25 protein-coding genes, 1 tRNA gene and 1 pseudogene are annotated in these 21,970 nt (G+C 61.5%); 13 read left to right on the top strand and 14 right to left on the bottom strand.

Annotation, left to right across the window (positions count from 1 at the left end):
- Nucleotides 1–88: 88 nt before the first annotated feature.
- From OR16_RS47475 to OR16_RS31975, 7 genes and pseudogenes are all read right to left on the bottom strand, one after another.
- Nucleotides 89–502 (bottom strand): annotated as a pseudogene (locus OR16_RS47475) (phosphatase PAP2 family protein); the annotation flags it as partial.
- Nucleotides 503–932: 430 nt separating this feature from the next.
- Nucleotides 933–1,802, bottom strand: coding sequence for a DUF1653 domain-containing protein (locus OR16_RS31995; protein ID WP_237717299.1), 870 nt, complete (start codon nt 1,800–1,802; stop codon nt 933–935).
- 138 nt (nt 1,803–1,940) lie between these two features.
- A complete protein-coding gene (locus OR16_RS31990; protein WP_141639950.1) occupies nt 1,941–2,168 on the bottom strand; it encodes a hypothetical protein in 228 nt (75 codons plus the stop codon).
- Between the two features lie 36 nt (nt 2,169–2,204).
- The gene (locus OR16_RS31985) at nt 2,205–2,405 is read right to left on the bottom strand and encodes a hypothetical protein (RefSeq protein ID WP_006162847.1); all 201 of its coding nucleotides are present in this window, start codon (nt 2,403–2,405) and stop codon (nt 2,205–2,207) included.
- Between the two features lie 140 nt (nt 2,406–2,545).
- Nucleotides 2,546–4,843, bottom strand: a complete 2,298-nt coding sequence (locus tag OR16_RS31980; RefSeq protein ID WP_043421970.1) for a methyltransferase domain-containing protein — start codon at nt 4,841–4,843, stop codon at nt 2,546–2,548.
- Nucleotides 4,844–4,915: 72 nt separating this feature from the next.
- On the bottom strand, nt 4,916–5,554 hold the full coding sequence (locus OR16_RS44200) for a hypothetical protein (RefSeq protein WP_158001399.1): 639 nt from the start codon (nt 5,552–5,554) through the stop codon (nt 4,916–4,918).
- Between the two features lie 565 nt (nt 5,555–6,119).
- The gene (locus OR16_RS31975; RefSeq protein ID WP_006162844.1) at nt 6,120–6,410 is read right to left on the bottom strand and encodes a hypothetical protein; all 291 of its coding nucleotides are present in this window, start codon (nt 6,408–6,410) and stop codon (nt 6,120–6,122) included.
- Nucleotides 6,411–6,572: 162 nt separating this feature from the next.
- Between OR16_RS31975 and OR16_RS31970 the strand changes: the two genes are divergently transcribed.
- The 10 genes from OR16_RS31970 to OR16_RS31930 all read left to right on the top strand — a co-directional run bounded on the left by OR16_RS31970 (nt 6,573) and on the right by OR16_RS31930 (nt 11,570).
- Nucleotides 6,573–6,872: a hypothetical protein gene (locus OR16_RS31970; protein WP_006162842.1), complete on the top strand. Its 300-nt coding sequence runs from the start codon at nt 6,573–6,575 to the stop codon at nt 6,870–6,872.
- Between the two features lie 83 nt (nt 6,873–6,955).
- A complete protein-coding gene (locus tag OR16_RS44195; protein WP_158001398.1) occupies nt 6,956–7,123 on the top strand; it encodes a hypothetical protein in 168 nt (55 codons plus the stop codon).
- Nucleotides 7,123–7,344: a hypothetical protein gene (locus OR16_RS31965; protein ID WP_141639949.1), complete on the top strand. Its 222-nt coding sequence runs from the start codon at nt 7,123–7,125 to the stop codon at nt 7,342–7,344. Before OR16_RS44195 ends, OR16_RS31965 begins: the two co-directional genes overlap by 1 nt.
- Complete coding sequence (locus OR16_RS31960; protein ID WP_006162839.1) at nt 7,344–7,529, top strand: hypothetical protein; 186 nt, start codon at nt 7,344–7,346, stop codon at nt 7,527–7,529. Before OR16_RS31965 ends, OR16_RS31960 begins: the two co-directional genes overlap by 1 nt.
- The gene (locus OR16_RS31955) at nt 7,526–7,945 is read left to right on the top strand and encodes a hypothetical protein (RefSeq protein ID WP_006162837.1); all 420 of its coding nucleotides are present in this window, start codon (nt 7,526–7,528) and stop codon (nt 7,943–7,945) included. Before OR16_RS31960 ends, OR16_RS31955 begins: the two co-directional genes overlap by 4 nt.
- Nucleotide 7,946: 1 nt before the next feature.
- Nucleotides 7,947–8,201 carry a hypothetical protein gene (locus OR16_RS31950; RefSeq protein WP_006162836.1) on the top strand — a complete coding sequence of 85 codons (255 nt, stop codon included), beginning with the start codon at nt 7,947–7,949 and terminating at the stop codon, nt 8,199–8,201.
- A 10-nt stretch (nt 8,202–8,211) separates the two neighbouring features.
- On the top strand, nt 8,212–8,427 hold the full coding sequence (locus OR16_RS31945; RefSeq protein ID WP_006162835.1) for a hypothetical protein: 216 nt from the start codon (nt 8,212–8,214) through the stop codon (nt 8,425–8,427).
- Nucleotides 8,428–9,275: 848 nt separating this feature from the next.
- Nucleotides 9,276–10,034, top strand: coding sequence for a hypothetical protein (locus OR16_RS43780; protein WP_141639948.1), 759 nt, complete (start codon nt 9,276–9,278; stop codon nt 10,032–10,034).
- Complete coding sequence (locus OR16_RS31935; RefSeq protein WP_006162832.1) at nt 10,031–10,363, top strand: hypothetical protein; 333 nt, start codon at nt 10,031–10,033, stop codon at nt 10,361–10,363. The genes OR16_RS43780 and OR16_RS31935 overlap by 4 nt, the downstream gene beginning before the upstream one ends.
- A 4-nt stretch (nt 10,364–10,367) precedes the next feature.
- On the top strand, nt 10,368–11,570 hold the full coding sequence (locus OR16_RS31930; protein WP_006162831.1) for a zonular occludens toxin family protein: 1,203 nt from the start codon (nt 10,368–10,370) through the stop codon (nt 11,568–11,570).
- Here OR16_RS31930 and OR16_RS31925 read toward each other — a convergent pair.
- Nucleotides 11,567–11,872, bottom strand: a complete 306-nt coding sequence (locus tag OR16_RS31925) for a hypothetical protein (RefSeq protein ID WP_006162830.1) — start codon at nt 11,870–11,872, stop codon at nt 11,567–11,569. The genes OR16_RS31930 and OR16_RS31925 overlap by 4 nt on opposite strands.
- Nucleotides 11,873–12,483: 611 nt before the next feature.
- On the opposite strand from OR16_RS31925, the gene OR16_RS31920 reads away from it, so the two are divergent.
- The 3 genes from OR16_RS31920 to OR16_RS31910 all read left to right on the top strand — a co-directional run bounded on the left by OR16_RS31920 (nt 12,484) and on the right by OR16_RS31910 (nt 15,331).
- Nucleotides 12,484–13,371 carry a rolling circle replication-associated protein gene (locus OR16_RS31920; RefSeq protein ID WP_006162829.1) on the top strand — a complete coding sequence of 296 codons (888 nt, stop codon included), beginning with the start codon at nt 12,484–12,486 and terminating at the stop codon, nt 13,369–13,371.
- A gap of 43 nt (nt 13,372–13,414) precedes the next feature.
- Nucleotides 13,415–13,960 (top strand): hypothetical protein, encoded by a 546-nt coding sequence (locus OR16_RS31915; RefSeq protein WP_006162828.1) that lies wholly within the window; start codon nt 13,415–13,417, stop codon nt 13,958–13,960.
- 807 nt (nt 13,961–14,767) lie between these two features.
- Nucleotides 14,768–15,331 (top strand): Panacea domain-containing protein, encoded by a 564-nt coding sequence (locus OR16_RS31910; RefSeq protein WP_006162827.1) that lies wholly within the window; start codon nt 14,768–14,770, stop codon nt 15,329–15,331.
- A 492-nt stretch (nt 15,332–15,823) separates the two neighbouring features.
- Here OR16_RS31910 and OR16_RS31905 read toward each other — a convergent pair whose 3' ends face one another.
- The 6 genes from OR16_RS31905 to OR16_RS31880 form a co-directional block, all read right to left on the bottom strand.
- Complete coding sequence (locus OR16_RS31905; protein WP_043421967.1) at nt 15,824–16,381, bottom strand: recombinase family protein; 558 nt, start codon at nt 16,379–16,381, stop codon at nt 15,824–15,826.
- 75 nt (nt 16,382–16,456) lie between these two features.
- Nucleotides 16,457–16,546: transfer RNA gene (locus OR16_RS31900), tRNA-Ser, on the bottom strand.
- A 78-nt stretch (nt 16,547–16,624) separates the two neighbouring features.
- A complete protein-coding gene (serS, locus tag OR16_RS31895) occupies nt 16,625–17,938 on the bottom strand; it encodes a serine--tRNA ligase (RefSeq protein WP_006162821.1) in 1,314 nt (437 codons plus the stop codon).
- A gap of 157 nt (nt 17,939–18,095) precedes the next feature.
- Nucleotides 18,096–19,463: a replication-associated recombination protein A gene (locus tag OR16_RS31890; protein ID WP_006162820.1), complete on the bottom strand. Its 1,368-nt coding sequence runs from the start codon at nt 19,461–19,463 to the stop codon at nt 18,096–18,098.
- 109 nt (nt 19,464–19,572) lie between these two features.
- Entirely contained in the window at nt 19,573–20,739 is a 1,167-nt protein-coding gene (locus OR16_RS31885) for a TRAP transporter substrate-binding protein (RefSeq protein ID WP_006162818.1), read from the bottom strand.
- Complete coding sequence (locus tag OR16_RS31880; RefSeq protein ID WP_043421977.1) at nt 20,711–21,772, bottom strand: ATP-binding cassette domain-containing protein; 1,062 nt, start codon at nt 21,770–21,772, stop codon at nt 20,711–20,713. Before OR16_RS31880 ends, OR16_RS31885 begins: the two co-directional genes overlap by 29 nt.
- Between the last annotated feature and the right edge of the window lie 198 nt (nt 21,773–21,970).

Raw genomic sequence — 21,970 nt, 5'->3', positions numbered from 1 at the left:
CCGCCGCGGCGGCGACCGCGCCCAGGCGCAGCGGCGCCAGGCGCTCCGGCACATGCAGGGTGGCATACGCGGTGCCCAGCAGCACGATCCACGCCAAGCCGAGCGCGCAGCCCGCCAGCACGTCGGACAGCCAGTGCATGCCAAGGTAGAGGCGCGACAGGCAGATCAGCGTCACCACCACCGCCGTCAGCGCCACCACCGGCATCCGTACCCGCCACGGCTGGCGCAGGCACAGCAGGAAGGCCAGGAAGCCATAGGTCACCATGCTGCTGGTGGCGTGGCCGCTGGGAAACGAGAACGACTCCAGGCCGCCGTAGATGCTGGCCGGCCGGCTGCGCTCAAGGGCAAGCTTGAGCACCATCACGCAGGCGCGCGCGCCAACCAGCGCCCCCACCCAGTAAGCGGCCGCCACCCAGGCACGGCGCCACGCCAGCCAGCCAAAAACCGCCACGCCCACCGCCACGGAAACCCGCGCGCCGCCCAGCTCGGTCAGCGCCACCATGGCCGTATCCAGCCAGCCCTGCTGCCACGCGCGCAGCTGCGCGAACACCGCCTGGTCCACCTGCACCAGCGGCGCGCCTTCGGCGATGGATTCACCCAGCCACAGCAACGCGGCGGCGCAAGCCAGCAACAGCACACCGGCCACAGCCAGCAGGAGCAACTCGACGATATCGCGCTCCAGCATGCTGGCCACGCGCGGCCACCGCGCCCCTGAACGCTCGCGCAGCGCATCGCGGCCACGCAGGCGCGCGGTATCGAGCCTGCGCACCAGCGGGCGGATGACCAGCAGCAAGCCGCGCACCACGCAGAGCAGCAACAACGCGAACAAGGCGAGAAGGCCCACCACGCCCAGCGCGGTTGCCGGTGTGAGCCACGGCGCGGCAGCGGGCTGGACGGCCGCGAGCGCCTGAACGGGAGCAGCCACCATCGCCTCAGCCCCCCGCCGCCATGCGCGCGATATTGGCGCGCGCCGGCGCTTCGCAATCGGCAAAGGCGGGCGTCATGAACAGTTGCGGGCGCTGCGCCATGGCCTGCAGGAACGCGGCCCTGCGTTGCAAAAAGGCCGCATACAAGGCGTCTCCAGACAAGCCCAGGCGATTGGCCAGCAGCGCCTTGTTTTCCTCGAACACGGCGACGGTGTATGCGTCGAAGTCCGCGTCGGGCACAGCCAGCCGATACAGGTCCAGGTCCAGCACCGCCCCCGACTCCGGCACCGACGCACGATGCCCGCAGGTATCCATCACGATACGCGCGGCCAGCGACGTCACCGCCGCGTCAACCCCGCTCACCATGGTCTCGATCAACGCCGCCGATGCCGCTTCGTTATGCTCGCATCCCGGCACGTAGACGGCATCGTGGAACAGCACGGCTAGCGCTTGCGCGGGCGCGAGCGCCATGCCGCGCGCCTGCGCAAGCGCGAACATTTCCAGCACATGGTGGCGATCGTGGTAATGGCGGTATGGCGCGTCGTAGCAGGCCAGCACTTGCAGCACCGCCGCGCGCGGGATGAAGTCCAGGCAAGCCAGCGCGGCCGGCCAGTCCGGTGCGAAACGCGGCTGCGTACCCTGCGGCGTGGCGACGCTTTCGCCGAACACCTCCAGCGGCCTCACCCACAAGCGCGAGCGATCCCGCATCGACTCGTACACCACCACCTGTGACAGGTCCGACTCGATCACGCCGAGGCCGACGATGGCATAGGCGCCGCCCTTGTAGTGGCGATAGGGCATGCCTTGCAGGTAATCGGAGGATGCAGCGGCGCCGGGCAAGGTGTGCGGGGTCGGCGGGCAAGAAGACTGTGTCATGAGCGGCTGTTCGAATCGGAGCAGCGTCATGATAGTGCATTGACTACGCGGGGCCGCTTGCGGGCCCCGCGCGGGTGCGCAGGATTGACTGCGCGGTTGACTGCGAGTTGACTACGAGTTGACTACGAGTTGGCCCAATTACTTGCGGTGCGTGCGCTGACGCATCGCGCCAGGTTCAGCCATCTTCGGGTCCTTTTGAGAAATCTCCTGCACCTCGCTCTCCTTGCTGTGCCGTTTCTCAATGCGGATGTTCGGGGATGGCCGCTTCGAATTGGAGTGCGCGTTCCGGCTCATGCCTTGCCTCCATTCTGCCGACGTGGCGGTTGCCACGTAATCAATATAGAGGTCTGGCACCCAGGTTGCCATGACCGGCACGCTTCGGAGCCCCGGCACTGCCATCGATTACGCCGCGCCTCCCTCGCCGCGCTGGGCCGCCAACTCGCTCAACACCAGCGTCTCTTTGGCCAACCCGGCCGCCAAGGAAAGGACACCGTTCTGGATTTCCTGATTTAGTGCGCTGAAGGTATCGCCAGAGGCTGCATATTCGCTAATCATGGACAGCAAGCCGTAGAGCTGCGCGGCACGCTCAGCGGCAAGATTCAAAGGATTACTGGCGCGTCGAATCAGGCTACGTTGTTGGAAAAAAGTGCATTACACGATCACGCCCGTGAGAAGAGGACGGCGCTGGCCAGGTGCAGCCTTCCTCTGATCGGCCGATCATGTAGTAGCCGACAAAGCAGTGCTCAATCGAGACGCATCAAGTGGCGCCATTCGGTACCCATGTTGTCGTCGGTGACCGGCCTCAGCCCAACGGTGCGGGCCAGGATCCGCGGACAGGTTTCCATGGCATCCTCGCGATGAGAGCCGCCACCGTGCAGCGAGGATTCCCACTCGGTCATCAAGGCATCTGCGACGATGTGGTCTTGGCCGCGACCCACGTCGAGGATCGGCCGGCCATTGATGCGATAGGCGTCCAGCGTGCGGCGGAAGTGTTCGAAGTCCCAGGCCAGCGGCTCACGCGACACAACCATATGATTGCTGAATCGCACCCCGTAGGGGAATGCCAGGCAAGCCGTGCGCTGAACCCGCTCCGAATCGGTGGTGTTGTAGTAAAGGACTCCCCCTGGCTTTAAGTGGGCATCGGCCAGTTGAAGGAATTCGGCGGACAGCAGATTGGTGGCATTGGCCCTGAAATGCCAAGTCGTATTGGAGACGATAGCGTCAAAGCGCCGTTCGCGGTTCATGCGCAACCAGCGGCGTCCGTCGTCAGTAACGAGAGTCACCTTGGGGTTGCTCAGTACAGATGCAACTTCCGCCGAACCCGCCACCAACTCTACGTAGCCGGGATTGATCTCCACGATCGTGAGCGATCGCACCTCCGGATTGTTGGCAATCACCTGCGCCCACGAACCGGATGAAAGTCCGATCATTAGCACGTCGCGAGGGTGGCGGTGGAACAGGTTCAGCGCATAGGGACGCAAGATGCCATTTGTGTCATGCCGCAGATCGACGTTGAAACGGCCGTCATACATACCGCCGCCATACACAGTACCCTCCCGGTCAACCGTGATGATGCCGCTGCGGTTTTCGATCACATGGGCGAACGGCCCCTTGGCGTCGGGTGAACCTTTCCATAACAGCGTTTCCAGTACGCCGTGACTAAGCGCAGGCAGCGCCGCTACGGTCAACACGCCCATAGCGCCGGCGCAGCCAACATGCCAGCGCTTCACCTCTGGTGGCAGAGGCAGCCACGCGTGCAGCAACAAGGAACATGCGACACCCGCCCCCACCAGCACCATGGAAATGCTGACCAGTCCGAGATGCTCCATCAGGACAAAGCCGGTAAGGACGCTGCCCGTAACCGAGCCGACTATGTTGGCGAGATAGAGTAGCCCAATGCGCATGCCGGCATGGCCATCGGGGGACACGCCCCAATGGGCCAGGCAAGGTAGCAGCGCCCCCCAATTGCGGGCCACCACGAACACCACCAGCAGCGAGACGCCAAGCTGCGCGCCACCGGGCACGGGGAAATGCGCCAGCAGTGGCAGAAATAGCAAGCCCACCAGATTGGCCTTGAACAGCGAGCCTGCCAACTGCCGCATGCCGTCGTCGAGCACCCCGCCGCACCACTCCCCCGCCTGGCGCGATCCCGAGGCGATGCCGATCAAAAATGCCCCCAAGGTAGCCGCGAAAGCCGAGGCGCCGCTCCCCGAAGCATAAGACACCGTGCGGAAGAAGAAGATCTCATATGAGAGCGAGATCGCCCCGCCAGCACAAGCCAGGGCCAGCACCGCGCCAAAGCGCAGTGCCGGTGTGACGGCCGATAAGACCTGCGATTGTGCCGCGCCGGTATCGCCCCCACCACTGTCGCGCCAGTGCGCGACCAATGCCCCGACCGCCACCGCTGCATTGATGGCAACCGCCACGTACACCGCAGCCTGCATGCCGAGAAAAGGGAACAGCAACACCGTACAGATTAGGCAAGCAACGCCAGCCCCCAAGGTATTGACGTAGTAGAGCAAGCCAACGGAACTGCCCACGTTACCAGAGCGTCGAGCCAGATGACCGACCAGGACCGGCAGCGTGGCGCCCATGAGCAGCGTCGGCGCCAGCACCAGCGACAGCGCCATTGCCGCTGTCGCGCTTAACGGCAGACCCAGCGCAAATGTGCCAACCCGGTCGAAAACATCAAGCGACACGAGGCCGAAGGCTCCAGTGAGAAGCTCGATGGCTGCCAGCAGCGGAAGCAGGGCAAGGCCGCGTCGCTTCGACAGCAACCCGCCCGCCAGACTGCCGAGCCCAAGCCCCAGCATGAAGGCGGTGACGACGATAGTCACCGACTCGATATTGACGCCAAGAATCCGAAACAGAGCGCGTTGCCATATCAGCTGATAAATAAGCGCCGGAAATCCGGAAAAGAAAAACAATATGCAGAGGGTGTGCTTCCAACGTAGCGCAGTGGCATCCGCGGGGACTTTGCCGCCGCCTTGAATCCGTGTTGCCGTCGGCAATGCGGTTGCGATTGAATTTCTCGATTCCATGGGGTTTTCCCTCCACCCGAAGATTATTCTTGTCGGTCGCGCGTTAGCGGTTCGCCCGCCCAAGCAAACCGATCAGCATTGGCAGGCAGACCGCTGGCCATCAGCCAGACGAAATCCGGCACCAGAATCACGACCACAATTGCCCATCGAATAACGTCGCAGCGGGTAAACACCCGAGTATCGATTGTCGTTTTGCAGCTCCCGCGGAACCGTGCGACGAGGGTGCATCCACTCGCCAACCTTCGGCGAGCCGACCTGTCCGCACTTTCTCCGCTCTAATCTCGGTGTGTGACCCCACACCCGCCCCAAAGCGTTCGCGGAGGGCCATGTACTTGATCTGCTTGCGTCCGCGGCGAGGATGTCTTGGGTGAAATTCTGGACCTGCACGGTCCTGGACTGCGCGAGGTCATATTTCACGCCTTGGTAACGGGCTTGCGCGGCATAGCCCTGCCGGAACTCGCGATAGTTTGGCCCAATGGCCGTCCCGGAAGCGCCCGAACAGATGCGCTCTTTGCGATAGTAGTAATTCGACATGGTTGGGGCTGTCTTCCAGCCGTCCGGCGAGACGGCGCACCCATTCTGGTCGAAGAACATCACGCTGCCGGTGGACGTTGTTGCCTCCCGCCCGACAACATATGGCTTGTAGTCGTTGCGTTGATAGGAAGTCGTGGCGCACGCGCCCAGCAAGAAGGTGGTGGCTGGAACCGCCACTTTTAAACGCCTCATGATTCCCCCCCGGGTAAGGCTTCGCTGAATCTTGCGACAGTTCTGTCACGGGAGACATCCGCCAAAAGTAGGAGGGCCGCCAAGTCTCAGGAGGAGGGGGGCCATCAGCAGCCTATCGTTTCAGCACGGCTTGATTGCTCGGGTATTTAGCAATAAGGCCGTTTGTCCGCTGGGCGTCTAGTCATATTCGATCTACCTAATACACTGGCCGTTCTTTCTCCTTGGAAATGGACTCCCCCAAGGCTTGATCGGGATGTTGCTGAAGTTGGCGGGGTGACGTTGTTAGCCCTGGCGGTCCACGTTGCCTCTGACGGCAAGCAGATTCTAGTGACGGCGATGGGCAGCGACGAATTGCCAAAGGACGCAAGGCCTACGTTGAGAGGGGCCGCCCACTAGACAAACCCTGCAACCTGTACGACCAGCGGGGTAGCAGGCGAGGGAGAAGGAGAAGGACCACGAAAAGAAAAAGCCCTTGAATCTCAAGGGCTTTTTCATACTGCTGGCGGAGAGGGTCCTTTTCGAACCTCTCTGAAAGCTGCCTAACGCAGCATCAGCGTGCCATGCGGATGCCTTGTTCCGGGGCGTTAAACAGCTTCCGAAAAACCTGTTTGACTTGGTCGAGCATGCCCTTCCGCTTGGCCTCTTCCAGAGCCAGCACTCGCATCGCTTCGTTCTCCGACACGCCCGCTTCCTTTGCCAGGATCAACGCGTTCAGGAAACCCGGGAGGTTCACGCCCAGTTTGTACTTGTTCAGCAATGTCTGCGTGATGCCCATGTCGTGGGCAGCTTTGTTGACGGATCGGCCCCGTAATGCCTTCTCTATCAATTCCGCGTAGGTCATAGATAACTCCAATTGGTGGAGCTAGCACTATGTGGCTAGCATTCCGTTAGCCACATTGTTCTAAGACCTAAGTGGCTAGTTGCACGAAGTGTAGGCGGTAAACAACACCGCGTAAACCGATCTCGGGCGGCACAGCCGGCCCCTTACCAAAGGTTACAAGCCATGAACTTCAAACTGACCATCCTCGCCATCAATACCCGCTCGGGCCGCTCGATCAAGACCGGTCGTGACTACACCATGCACGAGGCACAGTGCGTCATCACGGCTCAACGCGAAGGCGAAGAGCAAAAGATCAGCGTGGGTACGGTCATGGTTGCGGACACGCTCAAGGACACCCCGCAAGGTGACTACCTGCCTGAGTTTGGCCCGCGTGTGCGGGATGGTCGGATCGAATTTGAAGTCGTGGGTCTCAAGCCCCTCAACGCGCGCACGCCTGCGCAACCTGTTCCGAAAGCTGCCTAGTTTCCTCGCAAGCCATGGTCCCGAACAAGAGGGGTCTGACAGGTCGGAAAGACGGCCATTTTTTCGTAAACGAGGGGCCGAATATGAAAACGCCAAGCTGGCACGAAATGTTGCACATGAATCTCCGCACGCTGGAATCGTCGCGTAATTCGCGCATGCCGGGTGAGCGTGAGTATCAGGTGGAATTCGGTTCGGGCTTCCTCTCTGCGATTTGCCTGGAGCGTCTCGGCGGCTTGATGGGGGAATGGTGATGAGCATCTCGCCTATGGCGTGGGATCAGGTCGCGAACTTGGTCACGGTGTCGGTGTTCTCCGTGATCGCGGGTGCGATGCTCGGGGGCTTCGTCTACTCCCTCACGAAAAACGTTTGGGAACACGTTGGCGAGGTTCTGGCCAAGAAGGTCGATGCGTCGAATGCGCGCCGGGTGCGTGAGTTGTCGGAACGCGTTTGGCGGATGAAGCGGGGTCTGTGATGCGTTCTGTCTGGCTCGCTCTCGTCCTGCTGCTGGTGGCTTACGTGCTCGATACGGGCCGCGTCTATCCGGTGCTTTGGGCGTTGCGAATCGAGCCAGCGGATTTCTATAACGCGATCAAGTTTGTGGCCCTCGCGTTTGTCGTGCTCGGTGTGCTTGATGAATCGATGAGGTTTCCGCGATGAGCTACAGCATCGGTGAACTCGAAGACATCATTGAGCGCGCAGACGTCAAGCTCGCGGAACTTGGTGCGTCCTATGCCAAGCACCTGGAAGACACCCCTAGCGATGAAATGTTCGAGATTGGGTTCGAGGGGGATGAGACAGAGCAATGGGCCGATAGAGCCTACTGGTACATGGGCATGATCGATGGTCTTCGGGAGCGTCGTGCAGTTCTCGAAGCGATGCTTGAAGAGCTTAATTCAGAGCTTGCCGTCGAGTATGAGGAGCAATCTGAGGAATGGCTCCAAGACGAGACGATTCGCTCGGACTATGAAACGTCAGGTGGCACTTGGAATGGTGATGGCGAGCCGGAGGATCCTGATCTTTGGGCCGCTTGCGTGAATGATTTTGTGGTCAGTGCTGGCAAGGAAAGGCAGTGATATGGGCCTGTGTGTAACCCTCGCTGACAACGGCACGCTACAGGCGTTGACCACTCCCCCCGATGGTGGCCAGTGCGCAGGCTACGTGCTGGTCACCCCTACCGAATACCTGAACAGCCAGGTAATCCACAACCTCTTTGATGTGCCAACGCAAGGGCAAATGCAGGCGGCGTTTGCGTTGGGTTTCACTTTGCCAATGGCGGCTTATCTGGTTGCCTATTGCGTCGCCCGCATCGTTTCAATGTTCAATGACTAGGAGGTCACCCATGAACAAATTCCTCAACAAACTGGCCGTTGGTGCTGGCCTCGCTGTTGCCGGTGGTGTTGCGTTCGCGCAATCGACCGGCCCGGACTTTTCGGCCATCGTGTCGGCGGTTGCTATCGGTAGCGTGTCGGCGTCGATCATCGCGATGGGTGCAGTCAAGATCGTGCCCAACGTCACGCGCTGGGCAACGAACAAGCTGGTCAGTTTCTTCCGCTGATCGGGCTGCAGGACTGGCCGGGGCAACCCGGCCTTTTTCGTTTCTGGGGAATGATGCTATGACGGGATCAATCTGGCTTCTCTACTTCGCGCTGCTCGGTGCCTTCACGGCGCATGCTGCGGTGTCTGGCTTCCGCTCGGGGAACGCATGATGCGGTATCTCGTTCTCGTCATCGCATTCGTCCTAGCGGTCGTTGGCGGCGGCTATAACGAAGAGGCGCGTGCTCAGACGCTTACATCGAGTGGCATTTCTTGGGATGTTCGCTCCGGCTCGTCTGCTTCGTCGGCTGCGCTCAGTGGCACTAGTCTTGCGGTAACGCAGTCACTCGCTGTGGCGGCTGTGCTCTTGTGCTCTACGGCGTCACACAGGTGTGGCCGGTTGGTCGTGTGGTTACGGCAGGCGCTTCAGTAATGGGAACTGCTGGGCGGATGATTCTGCAATCGCAGATGGCTAGGGGTGCGCTGACCGGAACTGCTCTGGCTGCGGCGTTGATGATGGCTGGTGACACGACTTACGATGGTGGTAGCAATACGTGGCGTACTACTGACAAGACGCAGAAGCAACAGGGTACGCAAACTGGTTCGTGGGTCCAGTATGGGACGACTTCGCCGACGTTTGGTAATGCCGATGCCGCTTGCGCGTATTGGGGTCCGGTTAAATACAATACGACTACGTATCCGCCTCCTTGGATTGCCGACACGCATGCTGTGAGCGATACGATTGTGGGTTGTCGCCCTTCGTCTTGGGCGCCGAATACCGCGCAATTTTCTGTGTCAGGGCCTGTGACGACCTGTCCTGCTGGCTCCACTAGTCTCGGGGCTGGCTGGTGTACGGTTCCTGGTGCGTATGTGGCAGCCACCAATACTCAGATCGAGTCGGCGATTGCTGCCACTCCCGCGGCGTTCGTGCCGCTGTGGCAGGCCGGTGGCTGCGATGCCAAGGCTAACACCTATATTGACCTTGCTGGCCTGACAACTACGGCGGGTAGTGATCCGTGCGCGGTGGTGCTGGCTGGTGGGGCGGTGGCGCCTGCTACGGTGCCGACGACCAATAACCCTTACGGTTGGCCTCCTCAGGTCTGGTCGAAGGCGTCTAATGGAACGACCACCACGCATACGGTGACGACGTCCGGTCAGGTGGCGCCGAACACAGGGGTAGACCAAAAAACGAATCCTGTGACGGTGAAGGGGACGACGGTGGAATCGGTGGCGGTCAACGATGGTACTAATACCACCACCACGACAACTACGACGACCAGTCCAGCGCAGACTAAGAGCGACACTCCTGCTCCGACTACCACGGCTACTTTTAATGGGGGTGACGCGTCGCTGTACACGAAGAAATCGAAGACCTTCGCGGATGTTCTGGGCGCGTTCCAGACTAGAGTAGCGGCTGCTCCGTGGTACACCGCTTCGACTGGGTGGTTCACGGTTAGTGTGGCGTCGGGTGCGTGCCCAAATTGGGTGGTGCCGAAAACGGACTACACACCTTCAGTTCCGTTGGGCGATATCTTCTGCGGCTCTGTAGCGCTTGGTATCTATAGCATCGCTGGCCTGGCGGTGATCGTCATGGCTGCGTGGGCTGCGTTCCGGATCGCGTTCCTATGAGCTTCGATCCAATCATCAACGCGTTGAACGCGTTCGCAACGTGGCTGCTTGGCCTGTTCGGCAAGGCATTTGCTGCGCTGTGGGACTTGTGCTCAGATCTCTTTATCAACGTCGCTGATCTGTTCTTTCAGGCGCTGGCCGCGTTGATCGTTGCGATTCCCGCGCCGACCTTCCTATCGAACTACACACTGCAATCGCTGTTCACGGGGTTCAGTTCGGACATCCTGTACTTCGTCGGTGTGTTCCGTATCACTGAGGGAATCGCGTTGCTCGGGGTCGCTTTCGGCTTTCGCATGTTGCGCAAGGTCGTGACTCTCTTCCAATGGTGACGCTATGACAATCATCTTTCACGAAGGCTTGCCGGGTGCGGGCAAGAGCTATGAGGCAGTGGTTGAGCGAATCATTCCTGCGCTACAGAAGGGGCGCAAAGTGTTCGCGTTCGTCGCTGGCCTCGATCACGAAAAGATTGCTAACGCGGCGGCTATTCCGCTGGATCGCTGCAAGGAATTGCTGGTACAGGTCGAGCGAGAGCAGGTCGAAAAAATCTACGACGTGGTAGGGAATGATTCGTTGGTGGTGCTAGACGAAGCGCAGAATTTCTGGCCATCTGACTTCCGCCCGCTGGGTGAAGCGATAACAAAGTTCGTGACGGAGCATCGTCATCGCGGACTCGATATCGTCATCATGGGTCAGGATCTCAAGGACGTGCATACCCTGTGGCGTCGACGTGTTGACCAGAAGATGGTTTTTACCAAGCTCGACGCGTTGGGTAAGGTCAACAAATACCAGTGGGCGACCTTCAAGGGGATGGGCAACGAGAAATTCGAAAAGGTCACTAGTGGTATCAAGACGTATGACCCGAAATTCTTCGGCACGTACCTGAGTCATGAGGCGGGGACCGAAAATAAGGAAACGTTCGTTGATAAACGCGCGGTCATATGGAGTAGCCCATTGTTTCGGCGGTGGATTCCGTTGGCGCTTCTGCTCGCTGTGGCCGGTCTCGGCTACGTGGTCTACATGTTCAAGGGCGGCGGGCTGGAAAGCGTGGCGCATGTGCAGACTCAGACGAAGCCTGTGACGACGACGACAGTAGTTGTGACGCCTTCGTCTGGCGTCGCTGCCACTCCAGTTGCTGCGGTCGTGCCAGTTGCACCTGCGGCTAGGCCGGGCAAGGACTACATCACGGATCTGAACAGCAAATGGCGTCCGCGGCTGACGCTCTACTTTCAGGGTGCCAGGCGCTCGCAAGCGGTGATCGAATGGTATGACGAGGGGTTTAGGGTCAAAGAGCGCCTGTACGCACGGCAAATCGAAGAGCTTGGCTGGCAGGTGGTCCCGTCTGCCTATGGTGATCACGTCATGCTGGTGCGCGGTGATCAGCGTGTGGTCGCTAGTAGCTGGCCGATCGAGGCGATTGGGAAAACGTCTCTCGAAACGAATCAGGCTCTATCTCGTGCGAGTGGGTCGGGCGGTGCAGGTTCGCTCGGCCAGCGGCGTCTCGGTGCGGTTGATCTCGCCGCATTCCCTGAGGGTTAGCGCTTCGATGTCTTGAGGCGCTTCGCGGTGGGCAGCAATCCGCGCAACAGTGCGCCATCCCAATCCATGACGCGGGCGACAAGCTGGCGGATCGTGCGGCAAACAAACTGCTTTCCATCGGGGCGGGTCCAAATGAAATGCGAGGCGTTGCGGATGAGTTTGCGGATCGGCAGGCGTAGGGTGAGCTGCTGCCAGGGTGCGAAGGCGATGCGGCCCTTGCTGACACGGCGCTTGCGCGGGAGGGCGAACCACAGCGGAGCATTGCAAAGGCCGCCAGCGAGCGAGAGGGTCAGTTGGTTCATGGTGTTTTCCTTTCAAGGCACCGGGCCGCTAGATTCTGAGTCCCGGCGTATCTGTCTCCGGGAGGCTTGCCGAAGCTGCTTCGGCTCCAGTCCGCTGAGTTCGTCGTCCCGCGACCATGCTATGGCGCTCGCTTCGAAACGTGGAATAAATGGGAGGGGCCCGATTGCGGCCTTTTCGCAATTGGGAGGTCACCCGTTTATGCCGCGAAAGTTCGAAGCGAGTGACATATGGTCGATCAAGGGACGACGGGCTCAGCGGACTGGAGACGTTCGGGAGGGCGACCGGAGACGCCGCGCGGCGAGCGCCCTCTGCGCGAAGCGCTCTGATCGTTCTTTGTGTAGCGGTGTGGGTCGAGTGGCCTGCCGCCAAATCAATCGCGTACAGACTGATCTGAGCCTTCTGCGGGGCTGTAGCGCTTGCCCGGTCAGGCTGAGCGTAGCGAAGTCGGCCGGGCGAGCGAAGCGAGCCTAAACTTGAAGTAATAACACTTAACGGAAACGCACTACTGGCACGGGTTTCCGGGTAGCAGAGACAGCCAGGCCAAAGAAAAAGCCCCGCGGATGCGCCAACACCCCGGGGCCGTACATAGCGACAGTTAAGGACACCCGCCATGCGTGAAAGCATTATAGAGCCTACCTATCACGAAGTAAAAGGCCATTACTCGGATGCGGATACTCGTGCACTCGAGTACCAAGAGCGATGCAGGCAAGCCGATGCCGAACGCGGCTTCGTGGATGGCGCGTGGAAAGACACCATCGTCGGGCGTATGCGCTATTTCGAAGCGGACGGCTCGGTGAACTTCTACGGATACCCTCTGGCGGTGCGCAAGCGCATGGATGAGATTCGCGCCATGCCCCGCGCCAAGCGTGGGGAATCCACTAACGTCGAGCAATCCATGCACGCATCCTCGAAGCGTGCCCGCAAGAATGTGCGCCTGCGGTGCCAAGCCATTCAAGCTGATCGCCTGCTTACCCTCACTTACCGGGAGAATATGACGGACGTGGAGCGGCTAAAACGCGATTTCGACGCGTTCCGCAGGGCTATGAAGGGTGCGGGTCTGTGGCACTACGTGGCGGTGCCTGAGACACAAACGCGGGGCGCTTGGCACATCCACGTGGCCGTGCATGGTCGCCTCGTCTACAACCTCGTTCGCGCCATCTGGCAACGCATCGTTGGCGGTAAGGGTATGGGTAGCGTCAACGTGCGCAACCCTAAGACTGGGGGTAAGTGGAAGCGTCACGCGTTGGCGGCCTACATCGCGAAATACATCACGAAGGATGTGGAAAGCCGCGAACTCAATAAAAAGCGCTACTGGACGTCTAAGGGGATCGTCGTGCCTGAGCCGCAAACCTACTTCGTGCAAGACAGCAACGATATGCACTCGGTGATCGTGGATGCGATGAAAGCGGCCATGGAAGTCTGCCCCGCTGATCAGATACAGGCGTATGTGTCCGATGGGGGGCGGTACTTTTTTGTTGGGGCCTCACCTGCTATGTGAAGCTATTTGATTACACTGAGGTTTTCCAACACTGGAGCGAGGCATGGAGCAGGTTCAAAACATCCGTGAGAGGGTTCTTGCTGGTCAAGTCTTGGTTGCCGGTGTAGGTAAGACATCAGCGTCATTGGACGGTTTTTCTGGTTGGCTGCTTGCTGGCTCTGCTGCCGCTTCTACCTTCTTGCTAAGTCATCTGGACGTGGTGACTGCTCATGTAGCGGCGGCTTGCGTCCGCTGGTTCTTCGCTCTGTTCTTTGTTTCCGGCGCCCTTGGGATTTTTGCTAAATTTCTCGCTGCCTTGATTTCCGGCGCGACGTCCGCCTCCTCTCTCGGTTTTGAGCTTGGTAAGCAGGTTGACCTGAAGACAGCGCCTTTTGATTTTGCGGTATTCCTGGACGAAGCTAGTCGGGCACTTTTTTGGCCGGGCCGTCTGTTCGTTGGCTGGATGTTCGCCAAGGTCTTGAAGGGTGATTTGGCTGTCAGCGGCCGAATGATTGCCAAAATTGGGCAAGTGCAGGGCTTGATGGTGATACTGCAGGCCCTTGTTGCTGTCGGTTCTGTTGCAGTGCTTGCTGCCGGTGTGCAAGGCTAGTTTCAGTGTCAAGCAAGCTTGAGATACACGCACACGTGTCCGACGGCGGGACACACTTCTTCGTGCGCGCATCGCCTTCGGCGTGAGCTTCAGCAACGCTGCCGGTACTGCTCGTCGCGCACCTCTCGGTGTTGTCGCTTCAGGTTATCCATCCATTGCCAAGCGCTGATCTGGCGCATCTGAATTTCGAGGGACCGAGCGCGTTCGGAGAGGGAATTGCACAGGAAACGCCTCTCGTTATCTGCGGCTCGAATTTGTACTGCTGGTCTTCGACATGCTGCTGCAGAAAATCTTGCTCTTGTTGGGTTGCGGGGGGGCTCTTCCCAATTGTCGATACTGTGCCACCAAGCTCTCTAGTTATGTCTGTGTACCCTGGTGGGCAATGTTGATCTTGTGTGTATAGGATGCTCTTTCCACTCCTGCACTTTGCTGCCTGGATCGTGGGAGTCAGTAGCGTAAGTGCAACGGCCATGATGATTCTTAGCATTCGCGCCCCTTTATTTTTGTGCTAAAGCTACCACCTGTGGTTGTTAGGGGCGCCTATGCTGTAGTGGGGTTGCGCGCGCTGTAGTGGGTGGCGCACGGCACAAAAGTGACATTTTAGCCACATACGACATCTCACACCGAAACTACTGTACATATATACAGTACTCGGTTAAAGTAGTGTGAGTTACGCCACTAAAGCCAAAGCCGATTCATAGTAAAAATGAATTGGAACTGGGGACGGCAGCCTATATGGTCCGTTCCAACTTGCAGGGCTAAGTAACTTCGGAAGCCAGTCGTTATCTACGGGAGGGAGGCCAGACCATGCTTGACGAAACCAAACTTGCACAAGCCGCCGCCTATCTCGTTAGTAAACGAAACGGCGGTCGCATGTCGCACCTGAAGCTCATGAAGCTTCTGTATCTCGCCGATCGCGAGGCCTTGCGCCAGTTTGACACCCCGATTACCGGTGACAAGTACTTTGCCATGCCTCATGGACCGGTTCTTTCGCGAACCCTTGACCTCATGAGCGGGTTCGAGCGGTCGGCCCCGGAAGGTTGGTCCGCTTGGCTAACCGAACGGCGCAACAACGAGATTTCGGTAAAGCGCGATTCATCGCGAGGATCTCTCGATCATCTGAACGACGCAGAAATTGCCGTCCTGGATGCAATCTTCGAGGCGTACGGCCACATGAATCGTTGGGAGCTACGAGATCTCACACATGATCGGCGGGTAGTCCCGGAATGGGAGGATCCGCAGGGATCTAGTTCACCCATCCCTCTGGAGAGGATCTTACGGGCCCTCGGGAAATCGTCAGAGGCGGCAGCTGCGGTCAGCAGAGATCTAGAGGATCATCAAGCGATTGATGATATTTTCGCGCAACTATGAGCGGGAGTATTTTCATTCCATGCCGGAAGGCGACGCTGCTTATTCCTTCCGGTCCCGCCGCAGACCCTGACCGCCGACATCTGTTTGTTTTACTGACCAATCCAAGCGCGGATGGGCACGTCCTTCTCGCAACCTTTTCGTCAATCAAGCCAGGGATTTTTCATGACACTACTTGCTTGATTGCGGCGGGCGAGCATCCTTTTGTGGTTCGCCCCACGTGGGTGAACTATTCCCACTGCCGAATCGAGGAGGCGCGGAAACTTCTGAAGGGGGTCAAGGACGGGATCTTTGACGCGCGCCCCTTGGTAGATGACGCTCTTCTCCAACGTATCTGCGCCGGACTTCACGCAAGCCCATTTGGCGCTCCTGTTCATCGAGCCTTTTTGCTGGCGAATCCCTGAGCCGAGATTGGCCGATTCATCGACCTATTCGCACGAATCAATCGGGAATGCTGCCAGCCATGAGGGCGCCCTCGCTTTCGCCCGGATCAGTTTAGGCTGCGCAAGCGCGAACCCGCTCGATGCTGCTGAGATGGGTGCCATAGCGCTTCGCTAGTGCGGTGCGCGTGTAGTTGCCAGAGAACCATAGACGCATGCATTCAGCTTCCTGCTCTTGCGTCATGGCCGTAGGGCGACCCATTTTCACGCCACGTCGCGCCGCTGCTGCCATGCCCACCTTCGTACGCTCCCGGATCAGTTCGCGCTCGAATTCCGCGAAGGCTCCGACGATTTGAAAAATCATCCGTCCAGCCGGCGAGCGCGTGTCGATATGTTCAGTCAGGCTACGGAACTCGGCGCCGCACGCCTCAATGCGCTCGATGATGATTAGCAGGTCTTTCAGGGATCGTGCGATGCGGTCCAGCTTGTAGACGACGACGGTGTCGCCTGCGCCAATCTTGGTGAGCATTTCCTCAAGCGCGGGCCTTCGCTTCATACTGCCGCCCGACCGCTTCTCGGAAAAAATAAAACCGACGCCTGCTGATTGCAGAGCGTCGGTTTGAGCGTGTGTTTCTTGTTCTTGTGTGCTTACCCTAGCGTATCCGACTAACATTCGACCCTTCTACGACTTGTTATTGTCGCGTCAGTTTAGTCGCATGCCAGCTGGTGCTGGGTTAGGCAGCTTTTTTGGCGGAGAGGGTGGGATTCGAACCCACGGTAGGCTCGCACCTACGCCTGATTTCGAGTCAGGTACATTCGACCACTCTGCCACCTCTCCGGTAACTGGGTCGCTTGTCGCGAAGAACAAGATTATAGAGGAAACCCTATTTCCACCGCAAGCCCCTCGCGTGAAAAATTACGCCTCGGGCTCCAGCCGCGTCAGGCCGCCCAGATACGGCTGCAATGCGGCGGGCACCGTCAGCGAGCCATCGGCGTTCTGGTAGTTCTCCAGGATCGCCACCAGCGTGCGGCCGACAGCCAGGCCGGAGCCATTGAGCGTATGCAGCAACTCCGGCTTGCCCTGCCCCGCACGGAAGCGCGCCTGCATGCGGCGCGCCTGGAAGTCGCCCATGTTCGAGCAGGAGCTGATCTCGCGGTAGGTGCCCTGCGCGGGGATCCACACTTCGAGGTCATAGGTCTTGGTGCTGCCGAAGCCCATGTCGCCGGTGCACAGCACCATGGTGCGGAACGGCAGGTCCAGCTTCTTCAGGATGGCTTCGGCGTGGCCGGTGAGCTGCTCCAGCGCGTCGAAGGCGTGCTCGGGCTGCACCACCTGCACGAGCTCGACCTTGTCGAACTGGTGCTGGCGGATCATGCCACGCGTGTCGCGGCCGTAGGAGCCGGCTTCCGAGCGGAAGCAAGGCGTGTGGGCAACGAAACGCAGCGGCAGCTTGTCGCCGGCCACGATGGCGTCGCGCACGATGTTGGTCAGCGGTACTTCGGCCGTGGGGATCAGGTAGAAGTTCTCGGTGCGCTCGCCACCCTCGCTGTTCTCGCCACCGACCTTGCGCGGCACCTTGAACAGGTCTTCCTCGAACTTGGGCAACTGGCCGGTGCCGCGCATCGATGCGGCATTGACGATGTAGGGCACGTACATCTCGGTGTAGCCGTGCTCGAGCGTGTGGGTGTCCAGCATCAGTTGCACCAGCGCGCGGTGCATGCGTGCGATGCCACCACGCAGCATGGCGAAGCGCGAGCCCGTGACCTTGCTGGCGGTATCGAAATCGAGCCCGAGGCGCTCGCCCACGTCGACGTGGTCCTTGACTTCGAAGTCGAAGCTGCGCGGCGTGCCGACGCGGCGCACTTCCACGTTGCCGGTCTCATCGCGGCCAACCGGCACGCTTTCGTGCGGCAGGTTGGGGATGGCTTCCATGATCTCGGCGAGCTGGGCCTGGATCTCTTCCAGGCGCGCGGCCGAGGCCTTGAGGGCGTCGCCGATGCCGCCGACCTCGGCCATCACCGCCGAGGCGTCTTCGCCCTTGCCCTTGAGCATGCCGATCTGCTTGGAGAGGCTGTTGCGGCGCGCCTGCAGCTCCTCGGTCTGGGTCTGCAGTTGCTTGCGCTCGGCTTCGAGTGCCTGGAAGGCCGCTACGTCGAGTTGGAATCCGCGCGTGGCAAGGCGTTGCGCCACGGCGTCGATGTCTTTGCGGAACAGCTGGATGTCTAGCATGTTGCGTGTGAGGGCAGGTGCATTGGCCAGCAACATGCTGGCGGATCCGGCATTTTACTGCACTGGCCCGGGCCCACGCCGATCCGCTGGCTGGAGAACAGGCTGGCGGATCTCCCGCTGTTCGCGGGGACAAGCTGCGGGCGAAGGGCGATGCGCGTTATTGCGCCCCGCCGCCCTCGCTGCCGCCTTCGTCCCGGCCCCTGCCTTTGCCCTGCTGCCGGAGCCACTGCGCGTCAAGATCGCGCAGGTGGCGCAGCTTGTCGCCGATCTTGCCTTCCAGCCCGCGCGGCGTGGGCTTGTACCAGCCCGGGCGCTTGAGGTCGTCGGGGAAGTAGTGCTCGCCGGCGGCATAGGCTTCGGGCTCGTCGTGCGCGTAGCGGTAGGCGTGGCCGTAGCCCAGCTCTTTCATCAGCTTGGTCGGCGCGTTGCGCAGGTGCACCGGCACGCCGCGCGACTTGTCCTTGGCCACGAAGGCGCGCGCAGTGTTGTAGGCGTTGTAGCCGGCATTGGACTTGGGGGCCACGGCCAGATAGATCAGGGCTTGCGCCAGCGCGAGCTCGCCCTCCGGCGAACCCAGTCGCTCGTAGGTCTCGGCAGCGTCCAGCGTGATGCGGGCGGCACGCGGATCGGCCAGGCCGATGTCCTCCCACGCCATGCGTACGATGCGGCGTGCCAGGTAGCGCGGATCGGCGCCGCCGTCGATCATGCGGCAGAACCAGTACAACGTGGCATCGGGATCGGAGCCGCGCACGGATTTATGCAGTGCGCTGATCTGATCGTAGAACGCGTCGCCACCCTTGTCGAAGCGGCGCAGGTTCTCCGACAAGGCGCTGCCAAGCAAGGCGTTGTCGATGACCTGCGCGCCGGCACTGCGCGCGGCGCGCGCCACGATCTCGATATTGTTCAGCAGCTTGCGGCCATCGCCGTCGGCCGAGGCCACGATCAGCTGCAGCGCCTCGGCCTCCCACTGCAGGCCGCCCAGCTCTTCGCTGGCGCGCCGCGCCAGCTGCGTCAGCTCCGCGTCGTCCAGGCTCTTGAGCACGTACACCGCCGCGCGCGACAGCAAGGCACCGTTGACCTCGAAGGACGGGTTCTCGGTGGTGGCGCCAATAAAGGTGAACAGCCCGCTTTCCACGTGGGGCAGGAAGGCGTCCTGCTGGCTCTTGTTGAAGCGGTGCACCTCGTCCACGAACACCAGCGTGCGCCGTCCGTGAGCACGGTATTGCTCGGCGCGCTCGACCGCCTCGCGGATGTCCTTGACGCCGGACAGCACCGCCGACAGCGCGATGAACTCGGCATCGAAGGCCGTGGCCATCAGCCGCGCCAGCGTGGTCTTGCCCACGCCGGGCGGGCCCCACAGGATCATGGAGTGCGGCTCGCCGGACGCGAACGCTACCCGCAGTGGCTTGCCGGCGCCCAGCAGGTGTTGCTGGCCGATCACCTCGTCGATAGTGCGCGGGCGCAGGCGCTCGGCCAGGGGTTGCTGGGAACGATCGGGAGCTTCGGAAAACAGCGTGTCCGCCACGGTATTCAGGCCTTTATGTCAGGACAGGCGCGCACGGTGCGTGCCCGCTGCGCCTTGGAACCTGACAGTGTAGACCATCGCGCGATGCGGCCCGCGCAGGCCGCGCCAGCTAGCGCGCAGCGCGCTCGGCGCGGGTGAAGGCATCCAGCACGCCGGCGCGCTCGCTGCCCACGCGTTTGCGCCAGGCCATCACCGCGCCCGCGCCGGCTTCGCGCAATGCCTGCTGCACCGCCGAGGCGGGGTTGTCCTGGATGGTCACGCCATTGGCGCGCATGCGTGTGGTGTTCTCTTCCAGGCGGGTGCCCAGGCGCGCCCACTGCGCTTGCTCGGTCGCCTGCGCGGCGGCGTCCACCGAGGCGCGCAAAGCGGGCGGCAAGGCCGCGTAAGCGGCCGCATTGACCGTGGTGAACGACAGCGGCATCGCATACCCAATGGCTGTGAAGTTGGGCAGGTAATCCCACAGCTTGCGCCCCGCGCCGCCGTCGCCGGAGGACAGCACCGCGTTGACGGAGCCGTCCTTCAGGCGCGGCATCGCATCGGCAAACGACAGGTTGGTCGCCTGCGCGCCGGCAGCGCGCATGACTTCGGTGGAGGTCTCGTCATAGGTGCGCGCCGATAGCACGCGCAGGTCGGCCAGCGTGGCGACGGCGTTGCGCGACCACAGGCCGGTTGGCGGCCACGGCGTGGCGTAGAGCAGGTGCTGCCCTTGCGCCGCGAAGGCGCGCGCGTAGTCGGCGCGGGCCAGTTCCGCCAGGCGCTTGGCCGCATCCACCGAAGTGGCGACGAACGGCAGCGATGACAGCAGGAACAGCGGATCGACCGCGCCCAGCGCGCCGCCGAAGGCGTCGCCGCCCTCCAGCCGCCCCTCCTTCACCGCGGCCGGCATCTGCGCCGATTTGACGCCCGCGCTAGCGTCAAAGCTGGGCTTGACCTCGATGGCGCCCGCGGTGCGCGCCTTGACCTCTTCGGCGAAGCTGGCCAGCCCTTCGCCCGGCATGGCGCTGGCCGGGTATTCGGTAGCCATCCGCCAGGTGGCGGCAGCCGGCTGGGCCCAAGCCTGGATTGCGCCACAGGCCAGCAAGGCCAGCAGCAGGCCGCCGCGCAGGCGATGGCGGCGCAGCGGCCGGGATGCGCGCGATACGCACTTCAGGGAAGCAACGATGATGAGAGTCCTGGGATAGTGGGGTAGTGCCGCCGTGGTGCCGCCGTGGTGCCGGTAAAGACAGACGAGTAAGCCATGAATGCGCTCAGCCGCGCCGGAACGCCACCACGTCATCCACCTCCACGCGGATGCCGATGTGCTCGCCAAGCGCATGATCGTGGTGCGAAGGCACCAGCGACAACACCTGCCCGCCTCCGGCCAGGCGCAGCGTGTACAGGATCTCGGCACCGCGGAAGGCCTTGTGCAGGATCTCGGCACGCAGCGGGCTGCCGTCGTCGTGCACGATATCGTCGGGGCGGATCAGCACATCCACGTCCGCGGTCGCGGGTGGCACGCCCAGCGGCTCGCGGCTGTGCAGCGTGCCGAGTTCCAGCGTGACCGAATGCGGGCTGGCAAGCTGGCCGGGCATCAGCACGCCCTGCCCGATGAAGTCAGCGACCACGCGCGTGGCCGGCCGGTGATAAAGGTTGTAAGCGCTGTCCCACTGCTCGATGGCGCCAGCATGCATCACGCCGATCTCGTCGGCCATGGCAAAGGCCTCGTGCTGGTCGTGCGTGACCAGGATGGCGGTGGCGCCCTGGGCCTTGAGGATATCGCGCACCTCCAGGCTCAGGCGCTCGCGCAGGTCGATGTCCAGATTGGAGAACGGCTCGTCGAGCAGCAGCAGTTCCGGCTTCGGCGCCAGTGCGCGCGCCAGCGCCACGCGCTGCTGCTGGCCACCCGAGAGCTCATGCGGAAACTTGCCGCCGGAACCCGCCAGGCCCACCAGCGCGAGCATCTCCTCGACCCGTGCCGCGCGTTCGCCGCGGCGCGCGGCATGCAGCCCGAAGGCGACGTTGTCCGCCACGCTCAGGTGCGGGAACAAGGCGTAGTCCTGGAACACCATGCCGATGCGCCGGTGCTCGGGCGCCACGGCAAACCCCGGCGACGACATCACCTCGCCTTGCAGCAGGATGCGGCCTTCGCGCAGCGGCTCGAAGCCGGCGATGGCGCGCAGCACCGTGGTCTTGCCGCAGCCGCTGGGACCAAGCAGGCAGGCGATGCTGCCGCGCGCGAGGGTGAAGGACAGGTCGTTGACAACACGGTGGCTGCCGAAGCCATGGTGGATGCGATCGACCTCGATCACGATGTCGGATCGTGCTGGCATGGATGAATTGGGATGCGGGTGGCCTGGCATGGCCAGCATTATATGGACGCGGGCCCTGGATGTCTGTCACCTGCGGATATGCCGCCCGGCGTAGCCGCATTGCTAGAATGCGAGGCTTGCCTGCCATGGCATGCCGATCGAGTCCCGCCACCGGGCCTCGCCCTGCCCCGCACCAACGCCGTCACCCAAGCCGTTACC

The organism is Cupriavidus basilensis OR16 (assembly GCF_000243095.1).
Lineage (GTDB): Bacteria > Pseudomonadota > Gammaproteobacteria > Burkholderiales > Burkholderiaceae > Cupriavidus > Cupriavidus basilensis_D.
Note: the sequence above shows the minus strand (reverse complement) of the source record. Positions and strands in the feature narration are given on the sequence as shown.

Excerpts from the sequence above, each read along its gene's own strand:
- OR16_RS31915 (WP_006162828.1), top strand. The coding sequence starts at position 13,415 with ATGGAGCAGGTTCAAAACATCCGTGAGAGGGTTCTTGCTGGTCAAGTC.
- OR16_RS31925 (WP_006162830.1), bottom strand. The coding sequence starts at position 11,872 with ATGAACCAACTGACCCTCTCGCTCGCTGGCGGCCTTTGCAATGCTCCG.
- OR16_RS31920 (WP_006162829.1), top strand. The coding sequence starts at position 12,484 with ATGCGTGAAAGCATTATAGAGCCTACCTATCACGAAGTAAAAGGCCAT.
- OR16_RS31930 (WP_006162831.1), top strand. The coding sequence starts at position 10,368 with ATGACAATCATCTTTCACGAAGGCTTGCCGGGTGCGGGCAAGAGCTAT.
- OR16_RS31955 (WP_006162837.1), top strand. The coding sequence starts at position 7,526 with ATGAGCTACAGCATCGGTGAACTCGAAGACATCATTGAGCGCGCAGAC.
- OR16_RS31980 (WP_043421970.1), bottom strand. The coding sequence starts at position 4,843 with ATGGAATCGAGAAATTCAATCGCAACCGCATTGCCGACGGCAACACGG.
- OR16_RS31970 (WP_006162842.1), top strand. The coding sequence starts at position 6,573 with ATGAACTTCAAACTGACCATCCTCGCCATCAATACCCGCTCGGGCCGC.
- OR16_RS31995 (WP_237717299.1), bottom strand. The coding sequence starts at position 1,802 with ATGACACAGTCTTCTTGCCCGCCGACCCCGCACACCTTGCCCGGCGCC.
- OR16_RS31880 (WP_043421977.1), bottom strand. The coding sequence starts at position 21,772 with ATGCCAGCACGATCCGACATCGTGATCGAGGTCGATCGCATCCACCAT.
- OR16_RS31945 (WP_006162835.1), top strand. The coding sequence starts at position 8,212 with ATGAACAAATTCCTCAACAAACTGGCCGTTGGTGCTGGCCTCGCTGTT.
- OR16_RS31965 (WP_141639949.1), top strand. The coding sequence starts at position 7,123 with ATGAGCATCTCGCCTATGGCGTGGGATCAGGTCGCGAACTTGGTCACG.
- OR16_RS31950 (WP_006162836.1), top strand. The coding sequence starts at position 7,947 with ATGGGCCTGTGTGTAACCCTCGCTGACAACGGCACGCTACAGGCGTTG.
- OR16_RS31960 (WP_006162839.1), top strand. The coding sequence starts at position 7,344 with ATGCGTTCTGTCTGGCTCGCTCTCGTCCTGCTGCTGGTGGCTTACGTG.
- OR16_RS44195 (WP_158001398.1), top strand. The coding sequence starts at position 6,956 with ATGAAAACGCCAAGCTGGCACGAAATGTTGCACATGAATCTCCGCACG.
- OR16_RS31990 (WP_141639950.1), bottom strand. The coding sequence starts at position 2,168 with ATGGCAACCTGGGTGCCAGACCTCTATATTGATTACGTGGCAACCGCC.
- OR16_RS31935 (WP_006162832.1), top strand. The coding sequence starts at position 10,031 with ATGAGCTTCGATCCAATCATCAACGCGTTGAACGCGTTCGCAACGTGG.
- OR16_RS31910 (WP_006162827.1), top strand. The coding sequence starts at position 14,768 with ATGCTTGACGAAACCAAACTTGCACAAGCCGCCGCCTATCTCGTTAGT.
- OR16_RS31885 (WP_006162818.1), bottom strand. The coding sequence starts at position 20,739 with ATGACGTGGTGGCGTTCCGGCGCGGCTGAGCGCATTCATGGCTTACTC.
- OR16_RS31905 (WP_043421967.1), bottom strand. The coding sequence starts at position 16,381 with ATGTTAGTCGGATACGCTAGGGTAAGCACACAAGAACAAGAAACACAC.
- serS (WP_006162821.1), bottom strand. The coding sequence starts at position 17,938 with ATGCTAGACATCCAGCTGTTCCGCAAAGACATCGACGCCGTGGCGCAA.
- OR16_RS31975 (WP_006162844.1), bottom strand. The coding sequence starts at position 6,410 with ATGACCTACGCGGAATTGATAGAGAAGGCATTACGGGGCCGATCCGTC.